This is a genomic window from uncultured Desulfovibrio sp., from assembly GCF_944327235.1.
Classification (GTDB): Bacteria; Desulfobacterota; Desulfovibrionia; order Desulfovibrionales; family Desulfovibrionaceae; genus Desulfovibrio.
Window position 1 is genome coordinate 22,735 of the sequence record NZ_CALVHE010000017.1, and the last position, 17,086, is coordinate 39,820.

The 17,086-nt window shown below is 61.5% G+C and carries 11 protein-coding genes and 3 tRNA genes; 8 read left to right on the forward strand and 6 right to left on the reverse strand.

From position 1 onward, the window contains the following. Window positions 1-23 precede the first annotated feature (23 nt). The 3 genes from xsc to Q0K00_RS04330 all read left to right on the forward strand — a co-directional run bounded on the left by xsc (window position 24) and on the right by Q0K00_RS04330 (window position 4,462). Window positions 24-1,766 carry a sulfoacetaldehyde acetyltransferase gene (xsc, locus tag Q0K00_RS04320; protein WP_297227598.1) on the forward strand — a complete coding sequence of 581 codons (1,743 nt, stop codon included), beginning with the start codon at window positions 24-26 and terminating at the stop codon, window positions 1,764-1,766. Window positions 1,767-2,225: 459 nt separating this feature from the next. After that, window positions 2,226-3,062, forward strand: coding sequence for a phosphonoacetaldehyde hydrolase (phnX, locus tag Q0K00_RS04325; protein ID WP_297227600.1), 837 nt, complete (start codon window positions 2,226-2,228; stop codon window positions 3,060-3,062). A gap of 101 nt (window positions 3,063-3,163) precedes the next feature. Then, window positions 3,164-4,462, forward strand: coding sequence for a hypothetical protein (locus Q0K00_RS04330; RefSeq protein WP_297227602.1), 1,299 nt, complete (start codon window positions 3,164-3,166; stop codon window positions 4,460-4,462). Window positions 4,463-4,916: 454 nt separating this feature from the next. Here the strand turns inward: Q0K00_RS04330 and Q0K00_RS04335 are convergent, their stop codons facing one another. Further along, window positions 4,917-7,517, reverse strand: coding sequence for a PoNe immunity protein domain-containing protein (locus Q0K00_RS04335; RefSeq protein ID WP_366937601.1), 2,601 nt, complete (start codon window positions 7,515-7,517; stop codon window positions 4,917-4,919). A gap of 441 nt (window positions 7,518-7,958) precedes the next feature. After that, window positions 7,959-8,053, reverse strand: a tRNA-Ser gene (locus Q0K00_RS04340). Window positions 8,054-8,214: 161 nt separating this feature from the next. On the opposite strand from Q0K00_RS04340, the gene Q0K00_RS04345 reads away from it, so the two are divergent. Next, entirely contained in the window at window positions 8,215-9,933 is a 1,719-nt protein-coding gene (locus Q0K00_RS04345) for a glutamine--tRNA ligase/YqeY domain fusion protein (RefSeq protein ID WP_297227604.1), read from the forward strand. Between the two features lie 52 nt (window positions 9,934-9,985). After that, window positions 9,986-10,061 (forward strand) — tRNA-Lys (locus Q0K00_RS04350). Window positions 10,062-10,322: 261 nt separating this feature from the next. On the opposite strand, the gene Q0K00_RS04355 is transcribed toward Q0K00_RS04350, so the two are convergent. The 4 genes from Q0K00_RS04355 to Q0K00_RS04370 form a co-directional block, all read right to left on the reverse strand. Next, a tRNA-Ser gene (locus Q0K00_RS04355) sits at window positions 10,323-10,417 on the reverse strand. Window positions 10,418-10,508: 91 nt separating this feature from the next. Next, window positions 10,509-11,324 carry a tetratricopeptide repeat protein gene (locus tag Q0K00_RS04360; RefSeq protein WP_297227606.1) on the reverse strand — a complete coding sequence of 272 codons (816 nt, stop codon included), beginning with the start codon at window positions 11,322-11,324 and terminating at the stop codon, window positions 10,509-10,511. Beyond that, window positions 11,318-12,034 (reverse strand): nicotinate (nicotinamide) nucleotide adenylyltransferase, encoded by a 717-nt coding sequence (gene nadD, locus Q0K00_RS04365; protein ID WP_297227607.1) that lies wholly within the window; start codon window positions 12,032-12,034, stop codon window positions 11,318-11,320. The genes Q0K00_RS04360 and nadD overlap by 7 nt, the downstream gene beginning before the upstream one ends. 1 nt (window position 12,035) lies before the next feature. Beyond that, window positions 12,036-13,295: a glutamate-5-semialdehyde dehydrogenase gene (locus Q0K00_RS04370; RefSeq protein WP_297227610.1), complete on the reverse strand. Its 1,260-nt coding sequence runs from the start codon at window positions 13,293-13,295 to the stop codon at window positions 12,036-12,038. A 187-nt stretch (window positions 13,296-13,482) separates the two neighbouring features. Between Q0K00_RS04370 and Q0K00_RS04375 the strand changes: the two genes are divergently transcribed. The 3 genes from Q0K00_RS04375 to Q0K00_RS04385 all read left to right on the forward strand — a co-directional run bounded on the left by Q0K00_RS04375 (window position 13,483) and on the right by Q0K00_RS04385 (window position 16,878). After that, complete coding sequence (locus Q0K00_RS04375) at window positions 13,483-14,205, forward strand: hypothetical protein (RefSeq protein WP_297227612.1); 723 nt, start codon at window positions 13,483-13,485, stop codon at window positions 14,203-14,205. Between the two features lie 181 nt (window positions 14,206-14,386). Beyond that, window positions 14,387-16,243, forward strand: a complete 1,857-nt coding sequence (iorA, locus tag Q0K00_RS04380; RefSeq protein WP_297227613.1) for an indolepyruvate ferredoxin oxidoreductase subunit alpha — start codon at window positions 14,387-14,389, stop codon at window positions 16,241-16,243. Window positions 16,244-16,296: 53 nt separating this feature from the next. After that, on the forward strand, window positions 16,297-16,878 hold the full coding sequence (locus Q0K00_RS04385; RefSeq protein WP_297227614.1) for an indolepyruvate oxidoreductase subunit beta: 582 nt from the start codon (window positions 16,297-16,299) through the stop codon (window positions 16,876-16,878). Window positions 16,879-17,086: the final 208 nt, after the last annotated feature.

Below are 17,086 nucleotides of genomic sequence, written 5' to 3' on the forward strand. Positions count from 1 at the left end.
CAGTGTGCATAAGGAGTTTAATTATGCCTAAGATGACTCCCAGTGAGGCGATGGCCGAAGTCCTGGTGGAAGAAGGCGTCAAACACGTCAGCGGTATCCTCGGTTCCGCTTACATGGACCTGCTGGACCTGTTCCCCGCCGCCGGCATCGACTTCATCTCCGTGCGTCATGAGCAGACCGCTGGCCACATGGAAGACGCTTTCTGCCGTCTGACCGGCAAAGCCGGTGTGGTGATCGGCCAGAACGGCCCTGGTATCACCAACTACGTGACCGCCGTGGCCACTGCCAACATGGCTCACACCCCGATGGTCATCATCTCCCCCAGCGCCGGTTCCGCTTCCATCGGTTGGGACGGCTTCCAGGAATGCGACACGTGGAACCTGTTCAAACCCGTGACCAAGGCTTCCCTGCGCGTGCCTCATCCCAAGCGCGCCGCCGACGTGCTGCGCACCGCTTTCCGTAGCGCCTACGCCCTGCGTGGCCCGGTGCTCGTGGACATCCCGCGCGACTACTTCTACGGCGAACTGGATGAAGAAATCCTGAAGCCCAGCCAGTACCGCGTCGCCCCCGGCGGCATCGGCAACCCGGAACAGTTCAAGCACGCTGTGGAAGTGCTGAAGGCCGCCAAGAAGCCCGTGATCGTGGCCGGCCGCGGCGTGGTTGACGCCGACTGCGTGGAAACCGTGAAAGCCCTGGCCGAACACCTCGGCGCCCCGGTTGCCTGCACCTACCTGCACAACGACGCCTTCCCCTGCGATCATCCGCTGTGGACGGGCCCCATCGGCTACATGGGTTCCCATGCCGCCATGCGCATCATGCAGGACGCCGACGTCATCCTGGCCATCGGTACCCGCCTGTCCTACTTCGGCACCCTGCCCCAGGACGGCATCAACTACTTCCCGAAGACCGCCAAGATCGTGCAGATCGACATCAACCCGCTGCACATCGCCAAGACCCACCCGATCACCGTGGGCCTGTGCGCCGACGCTGGCGACGCCTCCGTGGAACTGCTGAAGCAGCTGCGTGAAGCCACCAAGCCCTGCGCCGATCTGACCTCCGTGTACAACCGCGTGAAGTCCGAACTGGAAGTGTGGTTCAAGGAAATCGACGAGATCGCCAACGAGCCCACCATCGAAGGCCGTATGCATCCCCGCAAGGCCCTGGAAGTGGTCGGCAAGTTCGTGACCGACAACAACGTGATTGCCACCACCGACATCGGCAACACCTCCTCCACCGCCAACAGCTACCTGCGTTTCAAGAATCCGAAACGCCACATCGCTACCCTGACCTTCGGTAACACCGGCTTCGCTTACCAGGCTGCCCTGGGTGCCCAGCTGGCCTGCCCCGAAGACACCGTGCTCTCCATCGCCGGCGACGGCGCTTGGGGCATGAGCCTCTTCGAAGTGCCCACCGCTTGCCAGTTCAACCTGCCCGTCATCGCCACCGTGTACAACAACGGTGCCTGGTGCGCGGAAAAGAAGAACCAGGTGGACTTCTACAACAACCGCTTCGTGGGCGCGGACATCTGGTCCAAGTCCTACGCGAAAATCGCCGAAGCCATGGGCGCCGACGGCTACACCGTCAACACCCAGAAGGATCTGGCCGAAGCCCTCGAGGCCGCCAAGAAGAACCGTCGTCCTGCCGTGATCGAAATCATGACCGACGGTACCCGTCTGGCCCCGCCCTTCCGCCGCGACGCTCTGGCTCTGCCCACCCGCTTCCTGCCCAAGTACGAACACCTGGACAAGAAGCACTTCGCGAAGTAAGCGAATTGCGACTGCAAGCGACCCCGCCCCGGGCGGGGTCGCCCCTCAGGGCGGGAAGGCTTTCCCGCCCTTTTTTATCTTGCCGGTCCGCAGCGTCTCACGGGAGCGTTTTGCCTTTGAAAGAGGCAGGCCGCGAGACGGCGGCACAGCGCCGCCCGACCCAAACCAAGCGGAAAAACCGCGCTTTTTCCGCGAAACGGCAGAGCGTATGGTTTGGAACTCGACGCGTTTCAAGCCGAAAATGCTCCAAGGTGGCGGGGCGTACCGGTTGGGAGCGGGCACAGTATTGGTGCTCCTTCATATGTGATCGTTACCGGCCTGAGGCCGGGAGGCTTGCTTTCGCGGCGGGATCTGATGCCTGTCGCGACAGGATCGACACCACATTACGACCGCTTTTCCAGCATGAGCGCTCCGGAGCGATCCCTTGCCGGGGGCCATGTCAGCGGAGGAGGTATTTCCATGAAGCCCTTTCTGAAGCGCGAACCCTATACCGGGCCGGTGCAGGCCATCATCCTCGACTGGGCCGGGACCACGGTGGACCACGGCTGCCGCGGCCCGGTCGCCGTGTTTTCGCGTGCGTTCGAGCAGTACGGCATCGTCCCTACTGTGGAGGAAGTGCGCGGCCCCATGGGCAAGGACAAGCGCGAGCATGTGCACTGCATGTTGCACATGGACCGTATCGCCGCTCTCTGGAAGGAGGAGCATGGCGCGTTGCCGGACGAATCCGTGACTGACAAGATCTACTCGCTGGTCCAGGAACTCATGCCGGAAACGCTGGCCGACTACGCCACGCCGGTGCCGGGCTGTGTGGATGCCTGCAACGCGTTGAAAGCCCGCGGCATCAAGATCGGTTCCTGCACAGGCTATACGCGGGACATGGTCGTGCGGCTGGAGCCGCGCGCCGCCGCGCTGGGCTATGTGCCGGACGCTTTCGTGACCTCGGATGAGGTGCCCGTCGGTCGTCCCTGGCCCTGGATGGCCTACCTCAATTGTCAGCGTCTTGGCGTGCATCCGCTGGAATCCTGCATCAAGGTGGGCGACACGGTGGCCGACATTGAAGAGGGCATCAACGCCGGCATGTGGGTCGTGGGCGTGACGCGCACCAGCAATGCGCTCGGTCTGACGGAAGAAGAGGCTGCCGCCATGCCGCCCGCTGAGCTGGCGGCCAAGGAGGAAGCCTTTGCCGAGGTGCTGCGCAAGGCCGGGGCGCATTATGTTTTGCACAGCGTGGCCGACCTGCCGGATCTCGTGCCCGTGATCGAGGCGCGGCTCAAAGCGGCTGAACGGCCCTGGTAGGCTGCGACAGGCAAAAAAATACTGCGGGCGGAAGCTTGGCGACAGGCTTTCGCCCGCGCCTTGTGTGGGTGCATGTAGTTATACTGGCATGGAGTCTCAATATGGCCTGCTCGCTTCGCTATCATCGCTTCTGGTGTATGCTGCAGAGTTCGTACTGTGGTTTGCCGCTAGGGATCATAAGCCTTTTATTTGTCTACGTGAGCATATTGCCTGTCCTGCAGGATGTGTACTGGCGTTCGGCGTCGGCCCCCTACGCCAGAGAAGCCCGTGAGGCGGATCGTTTTCGTCGGGAGTTGCTTTCCGTTTTGCGGCACGAGGAGTCCGCAGCGTCAGGTACTGCCTCGACGTCATCTGGCGCGGACGCCTCCTGGTTCCGCGTGGATGCGCGGCAGTTGGACGTGGGATCGCCGTTGCCTCTGCTGGTCGAGGGGGAGACGGTGGGCTTTCGCTGGCGCGATACTCCGCCGGACGTGAGTGACGAAGGCACGCTTGCCGGGCCCGGGCCGTTGGAACTCTGGTTGGGGCGGATGGTGAACGAAAGCGACTGGGAGGCATTTTGCAAAGCACTGGAGCAGCTTTTGCGACGACAGTGGAGGTCTGCCTCTGTGACCGTGGTCTCGGACAGCTCCGATGACGCGCTGCTGCGCCGCATATGGCTGGCGAAGGTGGTGGAACCGGCGAGCCGCCGGGAGATGGTACAGGCTTGGGCGGTCACCGCGGCGTATGAGGGTGTCCCTCTGTTTTTCTTTGCCCAGCGGGCGGTACGCGGCGATGCCGTAACGGCGGAAGCTGTGGTGACGGAAAGTCTGTACAGCCAGATGGACGCCGCCCTGCCCTCTGCCCGGCTTGAGCAGATCGAGAGGGATTTCCTCTGCGCGCTGGCCATAAACAACCCGTTGCTCCTGTGCGCCCTGCTCATCGGTTGGTTTTTTGCCAGGGAGCTCGGCTTTGTGGTGCTGTGCTCGGCCTTGCTGGCCCCTATCTCCACTATGGGCTTCAAAGCAGCTGAGTTGCTGGGTGTGCCCATTTCCGTAAATTTCATGATGTTGCTGGAATTCTACGGCATCAATACCCTCCTGTGCATAGGCGCCGCACTGGCGGCGGCGGTGGTCAGCCGCCTGTGTCGCGGCGAACAGCTTGCACAGGAGGTCCGCCAGGCGGAAACTGCCATCATCCAGCGCCTTGGCGATCAGACCGAGTTGTCGGAACTGGATAAAGACTTGCTCGACATGGCCCGGAGGCCGAGGAGGCGGTGTTTCCTGCAAGCGTGTGCCGGTTTATTTGTGCTGGCCTTGCACGTGCCGTGGATCTACGCGCTGGAGGCGGTGTGCCACTCCAGCACCTATAACGGCACACCGCAGGTGGTTGCTCGGCTTGAGCAGATGACGCCCGCCCGCTAGGGCCTGTCAGCACTATTCGTTTTCTGTTTGGGGGGAAGGGAACCCCTCGCTCTGCTGTCGATGCCCGTAAGGCCCCTGCGTCGCCTAACGGTCACAGCCGACTGGGGGGAAGGGGAACCCCTCCGCCTGCGCTGGAGGGGTTCCCTTCCCCCCAAGCCCCCCATCCCTTCCCCAGCGCGCTTTTACCGGGGAAGAGTCTGGGACACGAGGCATCCCGCCCCAAAGGCAAGCGCAGGGTGTTCGCCCTATTTGTCTTATTTGTTGAAATTATTTGTGGAATTTGTGTTAACAGTCCATAGGGCATTTTCAGTTTGAAACGCTTCACGTTTCAAACCATACGGCTTGGCATTTCGCGGGAAAACGCGGTTTTCTTCCTTGGTTTGGGCCGGATGGCGCTGTGCTTGACCGTCTCGCCACGCGCAGGCCTATCGCCGTCCAGCCCGCCTTGCCGTGCTCACTCTCCGCGTATGGCCTGCACTCTTTCCGCTATTTTCTTGTGCCAGCCCTGTTCCTTGCAGTAGTCCACCATGTCGCGTGGGTAGTAGGGCATGTCACGGTAGCCGCTGTCGTCCAGATCATTGACGATGGTCAGCATACCGGTCTCAAAGGCCCAGTAGCCGAGATGCACGGATGGTTTGAACGAATGCCGTTCGCGCCAGTAGCATCCTCTGATGGCTTTGCTTTTGTACCAGCGCTTGAGATACTTTTTCATGGCTTTTTGCTGGTCTTCCTTGCTCCCTGTGAGGGAGTCATACAGAATGCCATAGGGGTCTTCATGCAATAGCCCCGCCTGTCCCGGAAAATCGGGTATGCCGAGAGTATGGAACAGGGTAGAGACGAAGCGGTCCCCACCGTATTGGGGGTCCCGGTTGACATACCCGGCAAGGATAGCCAGACATTCCGGCAGATCGAACAGCACTGACCAGCTTGTGAGCAGCATGGTGTAATAATAGGCGTCCGGTTCCCAGAGCCTGAAATCTTCTTCCGGAAAAGCCACTTTATGCCGCTGTAAATCTTCAAAGGCGTATTTCACGCGTTCGCGCAGGCCCCCTAGAGGTTCCCCGGCGGAATAGCGTGCCCAGACGTCTTCAATAAAGCACTCGGCGCGATAAAAACTGACCCGAAGTGCGGCGTCAGGGTCATGTGCTTTGTCCTTCTTGATCCGCTCACGGTCCTCCGCAAACCTTGTGTCGGTGAACATGCTCTCAGTGTTTTTCAGCCACCCCGCATAAGCTTCTTCGGTGATGAAGGGATCACGTCTTCTTGTTTCAAAAGGCTGCATATCCCCTTCCCGCGTCTGAGGATCTCCGTTCCGCGTATCGCGTATGGCCTGCACTCTTTCCGCTATTTTCTTGTGCCAGCCCTGTTCCCTGCAGTAGTCCACCATGTCGCGCGGGTAGTAGGGCATGTCGCGGTAGCCGCTGTCGTCCAGATCATTGATGATGGTCAGCATACCGGCCTCAAAGGCCCAGTAGCCGAGATGCATGGATGGTTTGAACGAATGCCGTTCGCGCCAGTAACATCCTCTGATGGCTTTGCTCTTGTACCAGCGCTTGAGATACGCTTTCATGGCTTTTTGCTGGTCTTCCTTGCTCCCTGTGAGGGAGTCATACAGAATGCCATAGGGGTCTTCATGCAATAGCCCCGCCTGTTTTCCCGGAAAATCGGGTATGCCGAGAGTATGGAACAGGGTAGAGACGAAGCGGTCCTCGCCGTCTTTGGGGTCCCGGCTGACATACCCGGCAAGGATATCCAGACATTCCGGCAGATCGAACAGCACTGACCAGCTTGTGAGCAGCATGGTGTAGTAATAGGCGTCCGGTTCCCAGAGCTTGAAACTCACTTCCGGGAAGGCATCTTTATGCCGTTGCAATTCGTCAAATGCGTATTTCACGCGTTCGCGCAGGCCCCCCAGAGATTCCCCGGCGGAATAGCGTGCCCAGACGTCTTCAATAAAGCTCTCGGCGCGATAAAAGCTGACCCGTCGTGCGGCGGCAGGATCATTTGTGACCTGCTTGATCTGGTCACGGCTTTCCACATAGGTCGTGTCGGCGAACATGCTCTCAGTGTTTTTCAGCCACGTTGCATAAGCTTCTTCGGTGATGAAGGGATCACGTCTTCTTGTTTCAAAAGGCTGCATATTTCCTCCCAGCGTCTGAGGATCTCCGTTCCGCGTATCGCGTATGGCCTGCACTCTTTCCGCTACTTTCTTGTGCCAGCCCTGTTCCCTGCAGTAGTCCACCATGTCGCGCGGGTAGTAGGGCATGTCGCGGTAGCCGCTGTCGTCCAGATCATTGATGATGGTCAGCATACCGGTCTCAAAAGCCCAGTAGCCGAGATGCGCAGAGGGACTGAGCGAATGCCGTTCACGCCAGAAGCATCCCCTGATGGCTTTGCTCTTGTACCAGCGCTTGAGATACGCTTTCATGGCGTTTTGCTGGTCTTCCTTGCTCCCTGTGAGGGAGTCATACAAAATGCCATAGGGGTCTTCATGCAATAGCCCCGCCTGTTTTCCCGGAAAATCGGGTATGCCGAGAGTATGGAACAGGGTAGAGACGAAGCGGTCCTCGCCGTCTTTGGGGTCCCGGATGACATACCCGGCAAGGATATCCAGACATTCCGGCAGATCGAACAGCACTGCCCAGCTTGTGAGCAGCATGGTGTAGTAGTAGGCGTCCGGCTCCCAGAGTTTGAAACTCTTTTCCGGAAAGGCTTCTTTATGGCGTTGCAGATCTTCCAAGATATATTTCACGCGCTCACGCAGGCCGACCAGAGGGTCCCCGGCGGAATAGCTCATCCATGCGCCTTGGATAAGCCTGTATACACGCCAAAAACTGATCTGGCGTGCGCTATCCGGGCCATATTTGGGGTCGATCTGGGCACGATCTTCCACAAACTTTTCGCTGGTAAACATGGTCTCGGTATTTTCCTGGCACTCTGCATAGGCCTCTTCTGTAATAAAGGGGTCACGTCTTCTTTCTTCAATGGGCTGCATATTTCCTCTCCTGTCATTGTAGAGCATTTTCAGTTTGAAACGCTTCGCGTTTCGCACCATACGGCCTGGCGCTTCGCGGGAAAGGCGCGGCTTTTCCGCTTGGTTTGGGCCGGGCGGCACTGTGCCGCCGCCCCGTGCAACGTTCCACGGTTTGTTGAGGTAAATTTTATAAATAATTTAATGGATAAGACGGATTAGTCGTACGCGCTCCGCTTCCCCTTGGGGCGAGGGGCCTGGTGTCCCCGACTCTTCCCCCCAAGCAAGTAATGAATAGTGTCAACAGCCCCTGGGGCATCGTTCTGTTTATCGAGTAGCAGGAAAGCAACGGATATTGCGGCATGAGCATTCCGGCCGCTGCGTTTGCTTCCCAGATGCCATCGCCATGCGACCCCTTCGTCCAGCGGGGCCTGCGACTCATGGAAGGCGAGAGCCGCTGTTCGGGTGTCCGTCGGAAGATACGAAAAAAGGCAGTCGGTAAAAACCAACTGCCTTGTTTCCTGCTGGCGGAGAGGGAGGGATTTGAACCCTCGATACAGGTTTAAGCCCGTATACTCGCTTAGCAGGCGAGCTCCTTCGGCCGACTCGGACACCTCTCCCAATGCGACGAAGCACATTGCGAAAAATACCCTATCCCTTGCCGGAAAGATTGTCAAGCCATTTTCCCACCTCAATGCATAGCCGGGCACGGCGCGGGCCATGCGTTGACCCCTTTGTCCGGCTTGCGTATATTGGCCGCTCATCTATTGCGAGGAATGCCATGAGCGAAACAAGCCTTTCTGTGAATGCCCCGGAAGAGGACGAATCCGCCTCCCGTTCCGGCGTGGATTTTGTTCGCGCCGCCATTATGGATGACAATGCCTCCGGTCGCTTCGGCGGCAAAGTGCACACGCGCTTTCCTCCCGAACCCAACGGCTACCTGCATCTTGGACATGCCAAGTCCATTTGTCTGAATTTCGGCGTGGCCCGCGAATTCGGCGGGCTGTGCAATCTGCGCTTTGACGATACCAACCCCACCAAGGAAGATACCGAGTACGTGGACGCCATCCGCGAGGACGTGCGCTGGCTGGGCGGGGACTGGCAGGACAGGGAATTCTACGCTTCCAACTATTTTGAACAGCTTTACGGCTACGCCGAAGAGCTGATCAAGATGGGCAAGGCCTATGTGGACGACTTGAGCGCCGACGAGATCCGCGAGTACCGCGGCACGCTCACCCGTCCCGGCAAGGAAAGTCCCTGCCGCGATCGCAGTGTGGAGGAAAATCTCGATCTCTTCCGTCGGATGCGCGCCGGGGAATTTGCCGACGGCGAACATGTGCTGCGGGCCAAGATCGACATGGCCTCGCCCAACCTCGTCATGCGGGACCCCACCCTGTACCGCATCCGCCATGCCCATCATCACCGCACGGGCGACGCCTGGTGCATCTATCCCATGTATGACTTCACGCATTGTCTGTCGGATTCCATCGAGGGCATAACCCATTCCCTCTGTACGCTGGAATTCGTCAACAACCGCGAGTTGTACGACTGGGTGCTGGACACGCTGGGGCTGTATCATCCGCAGCAGATGGAATTTGCCCGCCTGAGCCTCACGCATACCGTTCTTTCCAAGCGCAAGCTCATACAGCTCGTGCAGGAAGGGCATGTGCGCGGCTGGGACGATCCGCGTATGCCCACGCTTTGCGGCCTGCGGCGGCGCGGCGTGCCGCCGGAAGCCCTGCACGACTTCTGCCGTCGTATCGGTCTGGCCCGTGCGGACTCCACCGTGGAATATTCTCTGTTGGAATTCTGCATCCGCGAGTACCTCAACGCGCATACGGCGCGGGTCATGGCGGTGCTCGACCCGGTGAAGGTGGTCATCGAGAATTACCCCGAAGGGCAGGAAGAATCCTTCGATATGCCCTATCATCCCGAAGATGCGGCCTACGGCACACGACAGGTCCCCTTCTCGCGGGAACTCTGGATCGAGCGGGACGACTTCCGGCAGGACCCGCCCAAGAAGTATTTCCGCCTTGCGCCCGGGGCCGAGGTGCGCCTGCGCTACGCCTACTTCATCACCTGCCGTGAGGCGGTGTATGACGCGGACGGCGTGCTCAAGGAACTGCGTTGCACCTATGATCCCGAAAGCCGGGGCGGCCAGAGTCCGGACGGCCGCAAGGTCAAGGGGACCATCCACTGGGTCAGCGCGGCCCATGCGCTGCCGGCCACGGTGCGTCTCTACGACCATCTGTTTGCCGCGGAGAACCCCAACGCCATGCCCGAAGGCCAGACCTTCCTGGATGCGCTCAATCCCGATTCCCTGCGGGAAGTGACCGCCATGCTGGAGCCTGCCCTTGCCGGGCTGCCCGTGGGACAGACCGTGCAGTTCGAGCGCCTCGGCTACTTCTGCAAGGATGCCGACAGCACAGACGCGCGCCCGGTCTTCAACCGGACGGTGGGCCTGCGCGACAGCTGGGCCAAGATGGAAAAGAAAGCCTGAGAGGGCAGGGCTTGACAAGGCTCCTCATCCGGCGTACATATCAGGCCTCAACGGGTCGTTAACTCAGTAGGTAGAGTATCTGCCTTTTAAGCAGAGAGTCGCAGGTTCGATCCCCGCACGACCCACCATGAGCATCAGGCTCTTGCGTCCACGCGCAAGAGCCTTTTTTGTTAGAGCAATTCCACATTGAAAATGTGGATTGCTCGGGTAGTCGCGAGAACGACTCCCCGCAACCGAACACACGGAAAAATCACGCTTTTTCCGTAGTGTGAGGGCAGCGTCAGCATGGAAATTGGATACGATCTCAATGCGAATCCGCTTTAGGGAAAAAGCTCAGTGGCCATGCCGACAAAAAAGCCCGCCGGTTTCCCGGCGGGCGGACGCGCATGTGGCGGAGAGGGTGGGATTCGAACCCACGTACCGGCTATTAACCGATAACTCGATTTCGAGTCGAGCGCGTTACGGCCAACTTCGCTACCTCTCCGCTCGTATGTGTGTGGCAGAGCCACAGGCCGAAAATTTTTGTAGCCGAAATCAGCCGTGTTGACAAGTGATGTTTTGGGAGGCTCCCGGCATCAGTGTCCGATGACTTCCATGACCTGCAGGGCTTCGGGCTGCTTGGCATTGCCCTGCAAGGCACGGGTGGCCATTTCCTCGGCCTTGAGGCGTTTTCCCCATTTCAGATACATGAGGGCCATGCGGCCGAAGGTATTGGGGTGTCCGCCAAACGTGCGCAAAATGGCGTTGTAGATGGTTTCGCACTTTTCAAATTCATTGATGGCCGTATAGGAATTGACGGCCCCCACATAGGCCCGCACGTCGCGCGGATGCTTTTCGATGGATTCTTCAAAGATTTCCCCTGCATCCGCGTACTGTTTGGCCGTCTGGAGAAGCTGCCCCACCTGGACGAGGATATCGGGATCCTCGCTGAATTCTTCGGCCGCGCGTTTGAGGTAGGCGCGGCCCTTGCCGAATTGTCCCTCCTGGAGCAATTTGACTCCGCTGTTGAGGAGGGATTTCTTGCGTTCCAGCCGGGCTTCCTTTTCCTGGCGGTTCTTGTCCTCCACTTCCTGGAGCAGGATGCGCGCCAGTCCTTCCAGCACCGTGGCGAGCATGAGCTCCTTGCCCTGCTGGTAGGGGATCTTGCGCGGTTTGCCCGTGTGGTTGGGATCGAGAAGGTGTTGCATACCCTGATGACGGATGAGGGTATTGAGGAATTCCCCCAGCTGGATGTCGATCTCGGCGCGTGCGGATCGAGTGAGCTTGACTTCCGAGTACTGGCGCATGGCCGTCGCCATGGCCTTCAGGGAGCGGGGCAGCTCTTCGCGGCGCAGATAGCCCTTGGCACGGGCGATATTTTCGCGCAGTTCCTTTGGGGGTGTATTCAGCATGGCATTCCATCACTTTTCCAATGTTCCGCCACTTCCGCGTGGCGGATGCGCAGCAGTTCGTCCACTGCGCGGGGAATCAGAAAATCCACATTCTGTCGTCTAAGCCAGCGCTCCCGGATCCGGGAAGCGCTCACCGCCAGCCACGGCAGGGGCAGGTAGTGGGCCAGCCCGCCGCTGGCCAGGGCCATGCACCGGCTGTCCGGCAATACGGGCGCAACGTCGCGGCTGCCCGGCCAGAGGCGGTGTGCCGCCTCCACGAACGGCTCTTCCGTCTGCTCGCCGCGCGCCACGACGATGAACTGGCAGAGTCGCGGCAATTCAAGGCCCCGGTGCCAGGTATGCAGGAGCGCAAAATCCGGGGTCCCGATAACAAAATACAACTCCCGCCCCGGCAGATCCTCCCGATAACGGGAAAGGGTATCCCAAGTATAGGAATATCCCTGGCGCTCTCCTTCCTCTTCGCTGACGCTGATGCCGGGCAATCCGCGTACGGCGGCGCGCGTCATCTCCGCGCGCAGGGCAAAGGGGAGCAGGCTGTCCGCCCGTTTGTGCGGCGGATTGCCGCACGGCACGAGCACCAGCGAATCCACCAGCGTGCCGAGGGCCTCGCGCACCTCGATGGCGAGGCGCAAGTGCCCGATGTGCGGCGGATTGAAACTGCCGCCCAGCAGCGCGCGTCCCGGGGGACGCTGTTCCGGGCTGTCGAGCATGTTATGCGCGTACCTGTCCCTGCCCCAGCACCATGAATTTCGTCGTCGTCAGCTCCTGAACGCCCATGGGGCCGTAGGCGTGCAGTTTGGAGGTGGAAATGCCGATCTCCGCCCCCAGTCCCAGCTGGCCGCCGTCGTTGAAACGTGTCGAAGCATTGACGCCGACCATGGATGCGTCCGCCTCCCGCATGAAGCGCATGGCGTGGGCATGATCGTTGGTGCAGATCACTTCCGTATGCTGCGAACCGTAGCGGGCGATGTGGTCAAGGGCCGCATCCAGCGAGTCCACCACCCGCACCGCCAGCACCAGCGCGTGGAATTCCTGTCCCAGGTCCTCTTCCCGCTGGGGGACCGCCGTGGGCCCGAGCAGGGGGAGGGACTGCGGACAGGCGCGGAACTCCACTCCGGCACCGCCCAGACGCCGGGCGACGCGCGGCAGGAAATGCTCCGCCACATCCTTATGTACGAGCAGGCACTCCAGCGCATTGCAGACGCCGGGCCGCTGCACCTTGCCGTTGAAGACGATCTCCTCCGCCGCGTCGAGAGCGGCCGAAGCATCGACAAAAACATGGCACACCCCCTTGAAGTGCTTGAGCACCGGCATGGTGGCGGCCTCGGTAACGGCGCGGACCAGATTTTCCCCGCCGCGCGGGATCATGACGTCGATATAGCGGTCGAGCTTGCACAGCGCCGTCACGGCGGCGTGATCGGTGCTGGTGACCAGCTGGGCGGCGTCCGGCGGCAATCCGGCTTTTGTCAAAGATTCTTGCAAGATCTGCGCCAAAGCTGTGTTGGACTGGATGGCCTCGCTGCCTCCCCGCAGGATGACGGCATTGCCCGCCTTGAGGCAAAGGATGGCGGCGTCGATGGTGACATTGGGCCGGGCCTCGTAGATCATGGCGATGACGCCCAGCGGCACGCGCATCTTGCCGACCAGCAGACCGTTGGGCCGCTGCCACTGGCTGTCCAGCGCGCCCACCGGATCCGGCATGGCGGCCACATGGCGGCAGGCATGGGCCATGTCCGCAAGGATGGCGGGCGTCAGCGTCAGTCTGTCCAGGCGCGGGGCATCAAGGCCCCTGGCGCGGGCCGCCTCCACATCCCGGGCGTTGGCCGCCAGCAGCACGTCGGCGCGCTCTTCCAGCAGACGGGCCAGCTCTTCCAGCGCGGCCGTCTTGGCCGCCGGGGCGGCGCTGCCCACCACACGCGAGGCCGCGCGGGCCCGTTCGCCCAGACGGGCCATCTCTTCCGCAAGCGTCATCGTCATCTCCCTTGCAATCGGTAACGGATGAATTCCTTGATTATACGCGCAGCGCGTGTCAAGGGCAAGCCATTGCCTGCGCGCAAATTATTTTGACAGGTCAGCCCTTGTGACCTATCTTTATTTCCTTGGTGTCCGCTCCGCAGGAGCGTGTCACGCCTGTATCTTGCGCCAAAGGAGCCCGTTGATGCAACCTATCCTTCCCAAGTCCGATCCCACGCCTTCCCCGACCCTGCTTACCGATCTGCGCTCCGAAGTCGGCGCCGAAAGCGCGCCGCTTTTGCAATTCATCCTGCGACATGCCGGTCGTATCGCTGTCGGCGTCGGGCTGTTCGTGCTCGTGGTGGTCGGCGCCGGCATCTGGAACTGGCGCAATGAAGTCGCCCGGGAGGAGGCGCAGGCCGAGCTTGCGCGTCTTTCCCTGTCCCTCAAGGGGGAAGAGCGTACCAGGGCGCTGGGCGAGCTGGCCGCCAGAGCTCCCGAGGGCATCCGCTTTGCCGTGCTGACCGCGCAGGCCCAGAGCGCCGCGGAATCGCAGGACTGGACGCAGGCGGCCCGCCTCTACGGTGAGGCGGCCCGACTGGACAGCGAAGGCAGCCTGGGACAGGCGGCTCTGTTCGCCCAGTGCGGCGCCCTCATGAATGCCGGTACGCCCGAAAGCGCCTCCGAGGCGCTGGCCGTGCTGCAGGCCCTGACCGGCCGCGTGAGCGCCGCGCGGCAGGACGCTCTCCTGCGTATGCAGGCAGAAGCCGCGCTGGCCGCAGGCCGCACGGATGTGGCCGTTGCCGCTTTTGACAGGCTGGCCCAGAGCGAGGACAAGGACGATCAGGCCTACTACCGTTTCCGGGCCGACCAGTTGCGCGGCCAGGGATCCGCGCCCGCCGCCGCCCCGGAAGCGTCGGCGGAATGAGCGCATCCATTTCCGACATCATCTTTTAGCGCATCTTGCCTTTGGAAAAGGCAAGATGCGAGGCGGCAGTACAGCGCCGCCCGGCCCAACGTGAGCGGAAAACCGCGTTTTTCGCGAAACGACAGGCCGTGTGGTTTGGAACGCGAAGCGTTTCAAACTGAAAATGCCATAAGGAGAGGCCATGAGCAAAAATCCCTTGCTGGACGGATGCCGCGGCGAGCGGCATTTGTTGCTTGGCAATGAGGCCATTGTCCGCGGTGCGCTGGAAGCCGGCGTGCACATGATTTCCTGCTATCCGGGCACGCCTTCGTCCGAAGTGCCGGACACCTTTCGCCGTCTCGGCGGTGAGGGCCGGTATCGGCTGGAATATTCCGTCAATGAGAAGGTCGCCTTCGAAGTGGCCGCGGGCAGTGCGCTGGCAGGCGCCATGAGCCTCGTCACCATGAAGCATGTGGGGCTCAATGTGGCGGCTGATCCCCTGTTCACCGCGGCCTATACCGGTATGCCCGGCGGGCTGGTGGTGCTGAGCGCCGACGATCCCGGTTGCCATTCCAGTCAGAACGAACAGGATAACCGCGCCTATGCCCGCGCCGCCATGCTGCCCTGTCTGGAGCCGGTCTCCGCTCAGGAAGCGCGCGACATGACCCGCGAGGCTTTCCGGCTGGCGCGAGAGCTGCAGCAGCCCGTCCTGCTGCGGACGACGACCCGTGTGAACCACATGCGCGGTCCGGTGGAGTTCGACGATCTGCCGTCGGCGCAGCCGCTGGTGCCCTTCGAGCGCGATCCGGGACGCTTCGTGCCGGTCCCCGCCGTGGCCCGCAAGCGACATGCCGCGGTGCTGGGCATCATGGAAAAAGCCCGCGCCCTTGCCGAAAGCAGCCGTTTCAATACCGAACGCGCCTGCAACGCGGCCACACGGCTGGGCATCATCGCCAGCGGGGTGGCGCGCAACTATCTTGCCGACGCGCTGACGGCCGGCGGCTGGGACGACAAGGTGCGGGTGCTGGAGCTCGGCATGACCTGGCCGCTGCCGGAAAAGCGCCTTGTGGCCTTCCTTGAGCAGTGCGACCGCGTGCTGGTGCTGGAAGAGGGGCCCGCCCTGCTGGAGCGCGATGTGCGCGCCCTTGCCCAGCGTGAAGGTTGCAAGGCCCGGCTGGAAGGCAAGACGGACAGCTTCACCGAGCTGGGTGAACTTTCCACCACGCTCGTGCTGCGGCGTCTGGCCGAATTCCTGGATTGCCCCTGTCCGGTCAAGGGCGGCAACGCTCAGGCGATGGAGCTGCCCGGCCGTCCGCCGAACCTCTGCGCGGGCTGCTCGCATCGGGCGGTCTTCCATGCCGTGCGTCAGCTCTTCGGTGACGACGCCTATTATTCCAGCGACATCGGCTGCTATACCCTTGGGATGCTGCCGCCGCTCAAATGCGCGGACTTCCTCGTCTGCATGGGATCTTCCATCTCGGCGGGCAGCGGCTTTGCCCGGGCTTCCGGCAAGACGGTGGTGGCCTTCATCGGTGACTCCACGTTCTTCCATTCCGGCATGACCGGTCTGGCCAACGCGGTCTTCAATCGGCATGACATCATCGTGGTCATCCTTGATAACGGCACGACCGCCATGACCGGTCATCAGCCCAATCCGGGCATGGTGCAGGAGATGCTGGGCGAGGGCGCCGCGCATCTGGACATCGAGGCCATCGTGCGCGGCATGGGCGTGAGCTGCTGCCGCAAGGTCAGGGCCTTCAACCTCAAGGCCGTCACCACGGCGCTGGAAGAGATGCGCGCGCAGTCGGGCGTGCGGGTGCTCATTGCCGAGGAGCCCTGTGCGCTCTATGCCCGCCGTCAGCTCAAGAAAACGCAGCCGCAGGTGGCGATGGTGAAGGAGCAGGGGCCGGACGCCGCGCACTGTCTGGAAACGCTGGCCTGTCCCGCCTTCTACCGGGACGGCGAGGCGCTTGCCGTCGATGAAAGTCTCTGCACGGGCTGTATGGTCTGCCTGCAGGTTGGTCCCAAGTCCTTCAAGGCCAGACGCCGCGACGCGTAGCCCGGCCGTCGTCCAATACGAGGTTTCCCATGACTACAGACAAGCAGAAAAGAATGCGCATCTACTTTACCGGTGTGGGCGGTCAGGGAACGCTGACGGCCACGACCCTGCTGGCGCGTACGGCGATGGACGCCGGTCTTGACGTGGTGGCCGGCGAAGTGCACGGCATGGCCCAGCGCGGCGGCGTGGTGGAGTCCGTGCTCCTGCTCGGCGGCTGGCGTTCTCCCAAGCTGGATTTTGGTGAGGCCGACGTGCTGCTGGGCTTTGAACCGCTGGAGACCCTGCGCGGTCTGCCCTATCTGCGGGCCGGAGGAGCCGTCTTTTCCAGCGCCGATCCCCTGCCGCCCCTGAGCGTCTCGCTGGGGGGGGCCCACTATCCTTCCATGGAGGAAGTGGAGGCCCAGACGCGCCGTGTGGCCGGGCAGTGCCATTTCGTCCCCTGCCGCGAACTGGGCCTCAAGGCCGGTTCCGCACAGGCGGGCAATACGGTACTGCTCAGTGTGGCCTGCGCGTCCGGCATCCTGCCTTTCGGGGTGGATGCGCTGGAGGCGGCCATCGGCAAATATCTGCCGGCCAAGCTGCAGGCGGCCAATCTGAAGGCCCTGGAGCTGGGCATGGCGGCGCTGCGCATATAGAGCGTTGTCTTTGAAAAGGGCAAAGCGCGAGGCGGCGGCATAGTGCCTCCCGGCCCAAACCCAGCGGGATGACCGTGTTTTTCCCGCGAAACGACAGGCCGTATGGGTTGGAACGCGAAGCGTTCCAAACGGAAAATGCTCTAGGTGTAGAGTGTCAATACGTTGTTCACCCTCTGCTCAGACATGAAGCTGGAGGTTTTCTGCCAAG

Bases quoted from the DNA above. Each gene is read 5' to 3' on its own strand.
- xsc (WP_297227598.1), top strand. From the start codon at position 24: ATGCCTAAGATGACTCCCAGTGAGGCGATGGCCGAAGTCCTGGTGGAA.
- phnX (WP_297227600.1), top strand. From the start codon at position 2,226: ATGAAGCCCTTTCTGAAGCGCGAACCCTATACCGGGCCGGTGCAGGCC.
- Q0K00_RS04330 (WP_297227602.1), top strand. From the start codon at position 3,164: ATGGCCTGCTCGCTTCGCTATCATCGCTTCTGGTGTATGCTGCAGAGT.
- Q0K00_RS04335 (WP_366937601.1), bottom strand. From the start codon at position 7,517: ATGGTGCGAAACGCGAAGCGTTTCAAACTGAAAATGCTCTACAATGAC.
- Q0K00_RS04345 (WP_297227604.1), top strand. From the start codon at position 8,215: ATGAGCGAAACAAGCCTTTCTGTGAATGCCCCGGAAGAGGACGAATCC.
- Q0K00_RS04360 (WP_297227606.1), bottom strand. From the start codon at position 11,324: ATGCTGAATACACCCCCAAAGGAACTGCGCGAAAATATCGCCCGTGCC.
- nadD (WP_297227607.1), bottom strand. From the start codon at position 12,034: ATGCTCGACAGCCCGGAACAGCGTCCCCCGGGACGCGCGCTGCTGGGC.
- Q0K00_RS04370 (WP_297227610.1), bottom strand. From the start codon at position 13,295: ATGACGCTTGCGGAAGAGATGGCCCGTCTGGGCGAACGGGCCCGCGCG.
- Q0K00_RS04375 (WP_297227612.1), top strand. From the start codon at position 13,483: ATGCAACCTATCCTTCCCAAGTCCGATCCCACGCCTTCCCCGACCCTG.
- iorA (WP_297227613.1), top strand. From the start codon at position 14,387: ATGAGCAAAAATCCCTTGCTGGACGGATGCCGCGGCGAGCGGCATTTG.
- Q0K00_RS04385 (WP_297227614.1), top strand. From the start codon at position 16,297: ATGCGCATCTACTTTACCGGTGTGGGCGGTCAGGGAACGCTGACGGCC.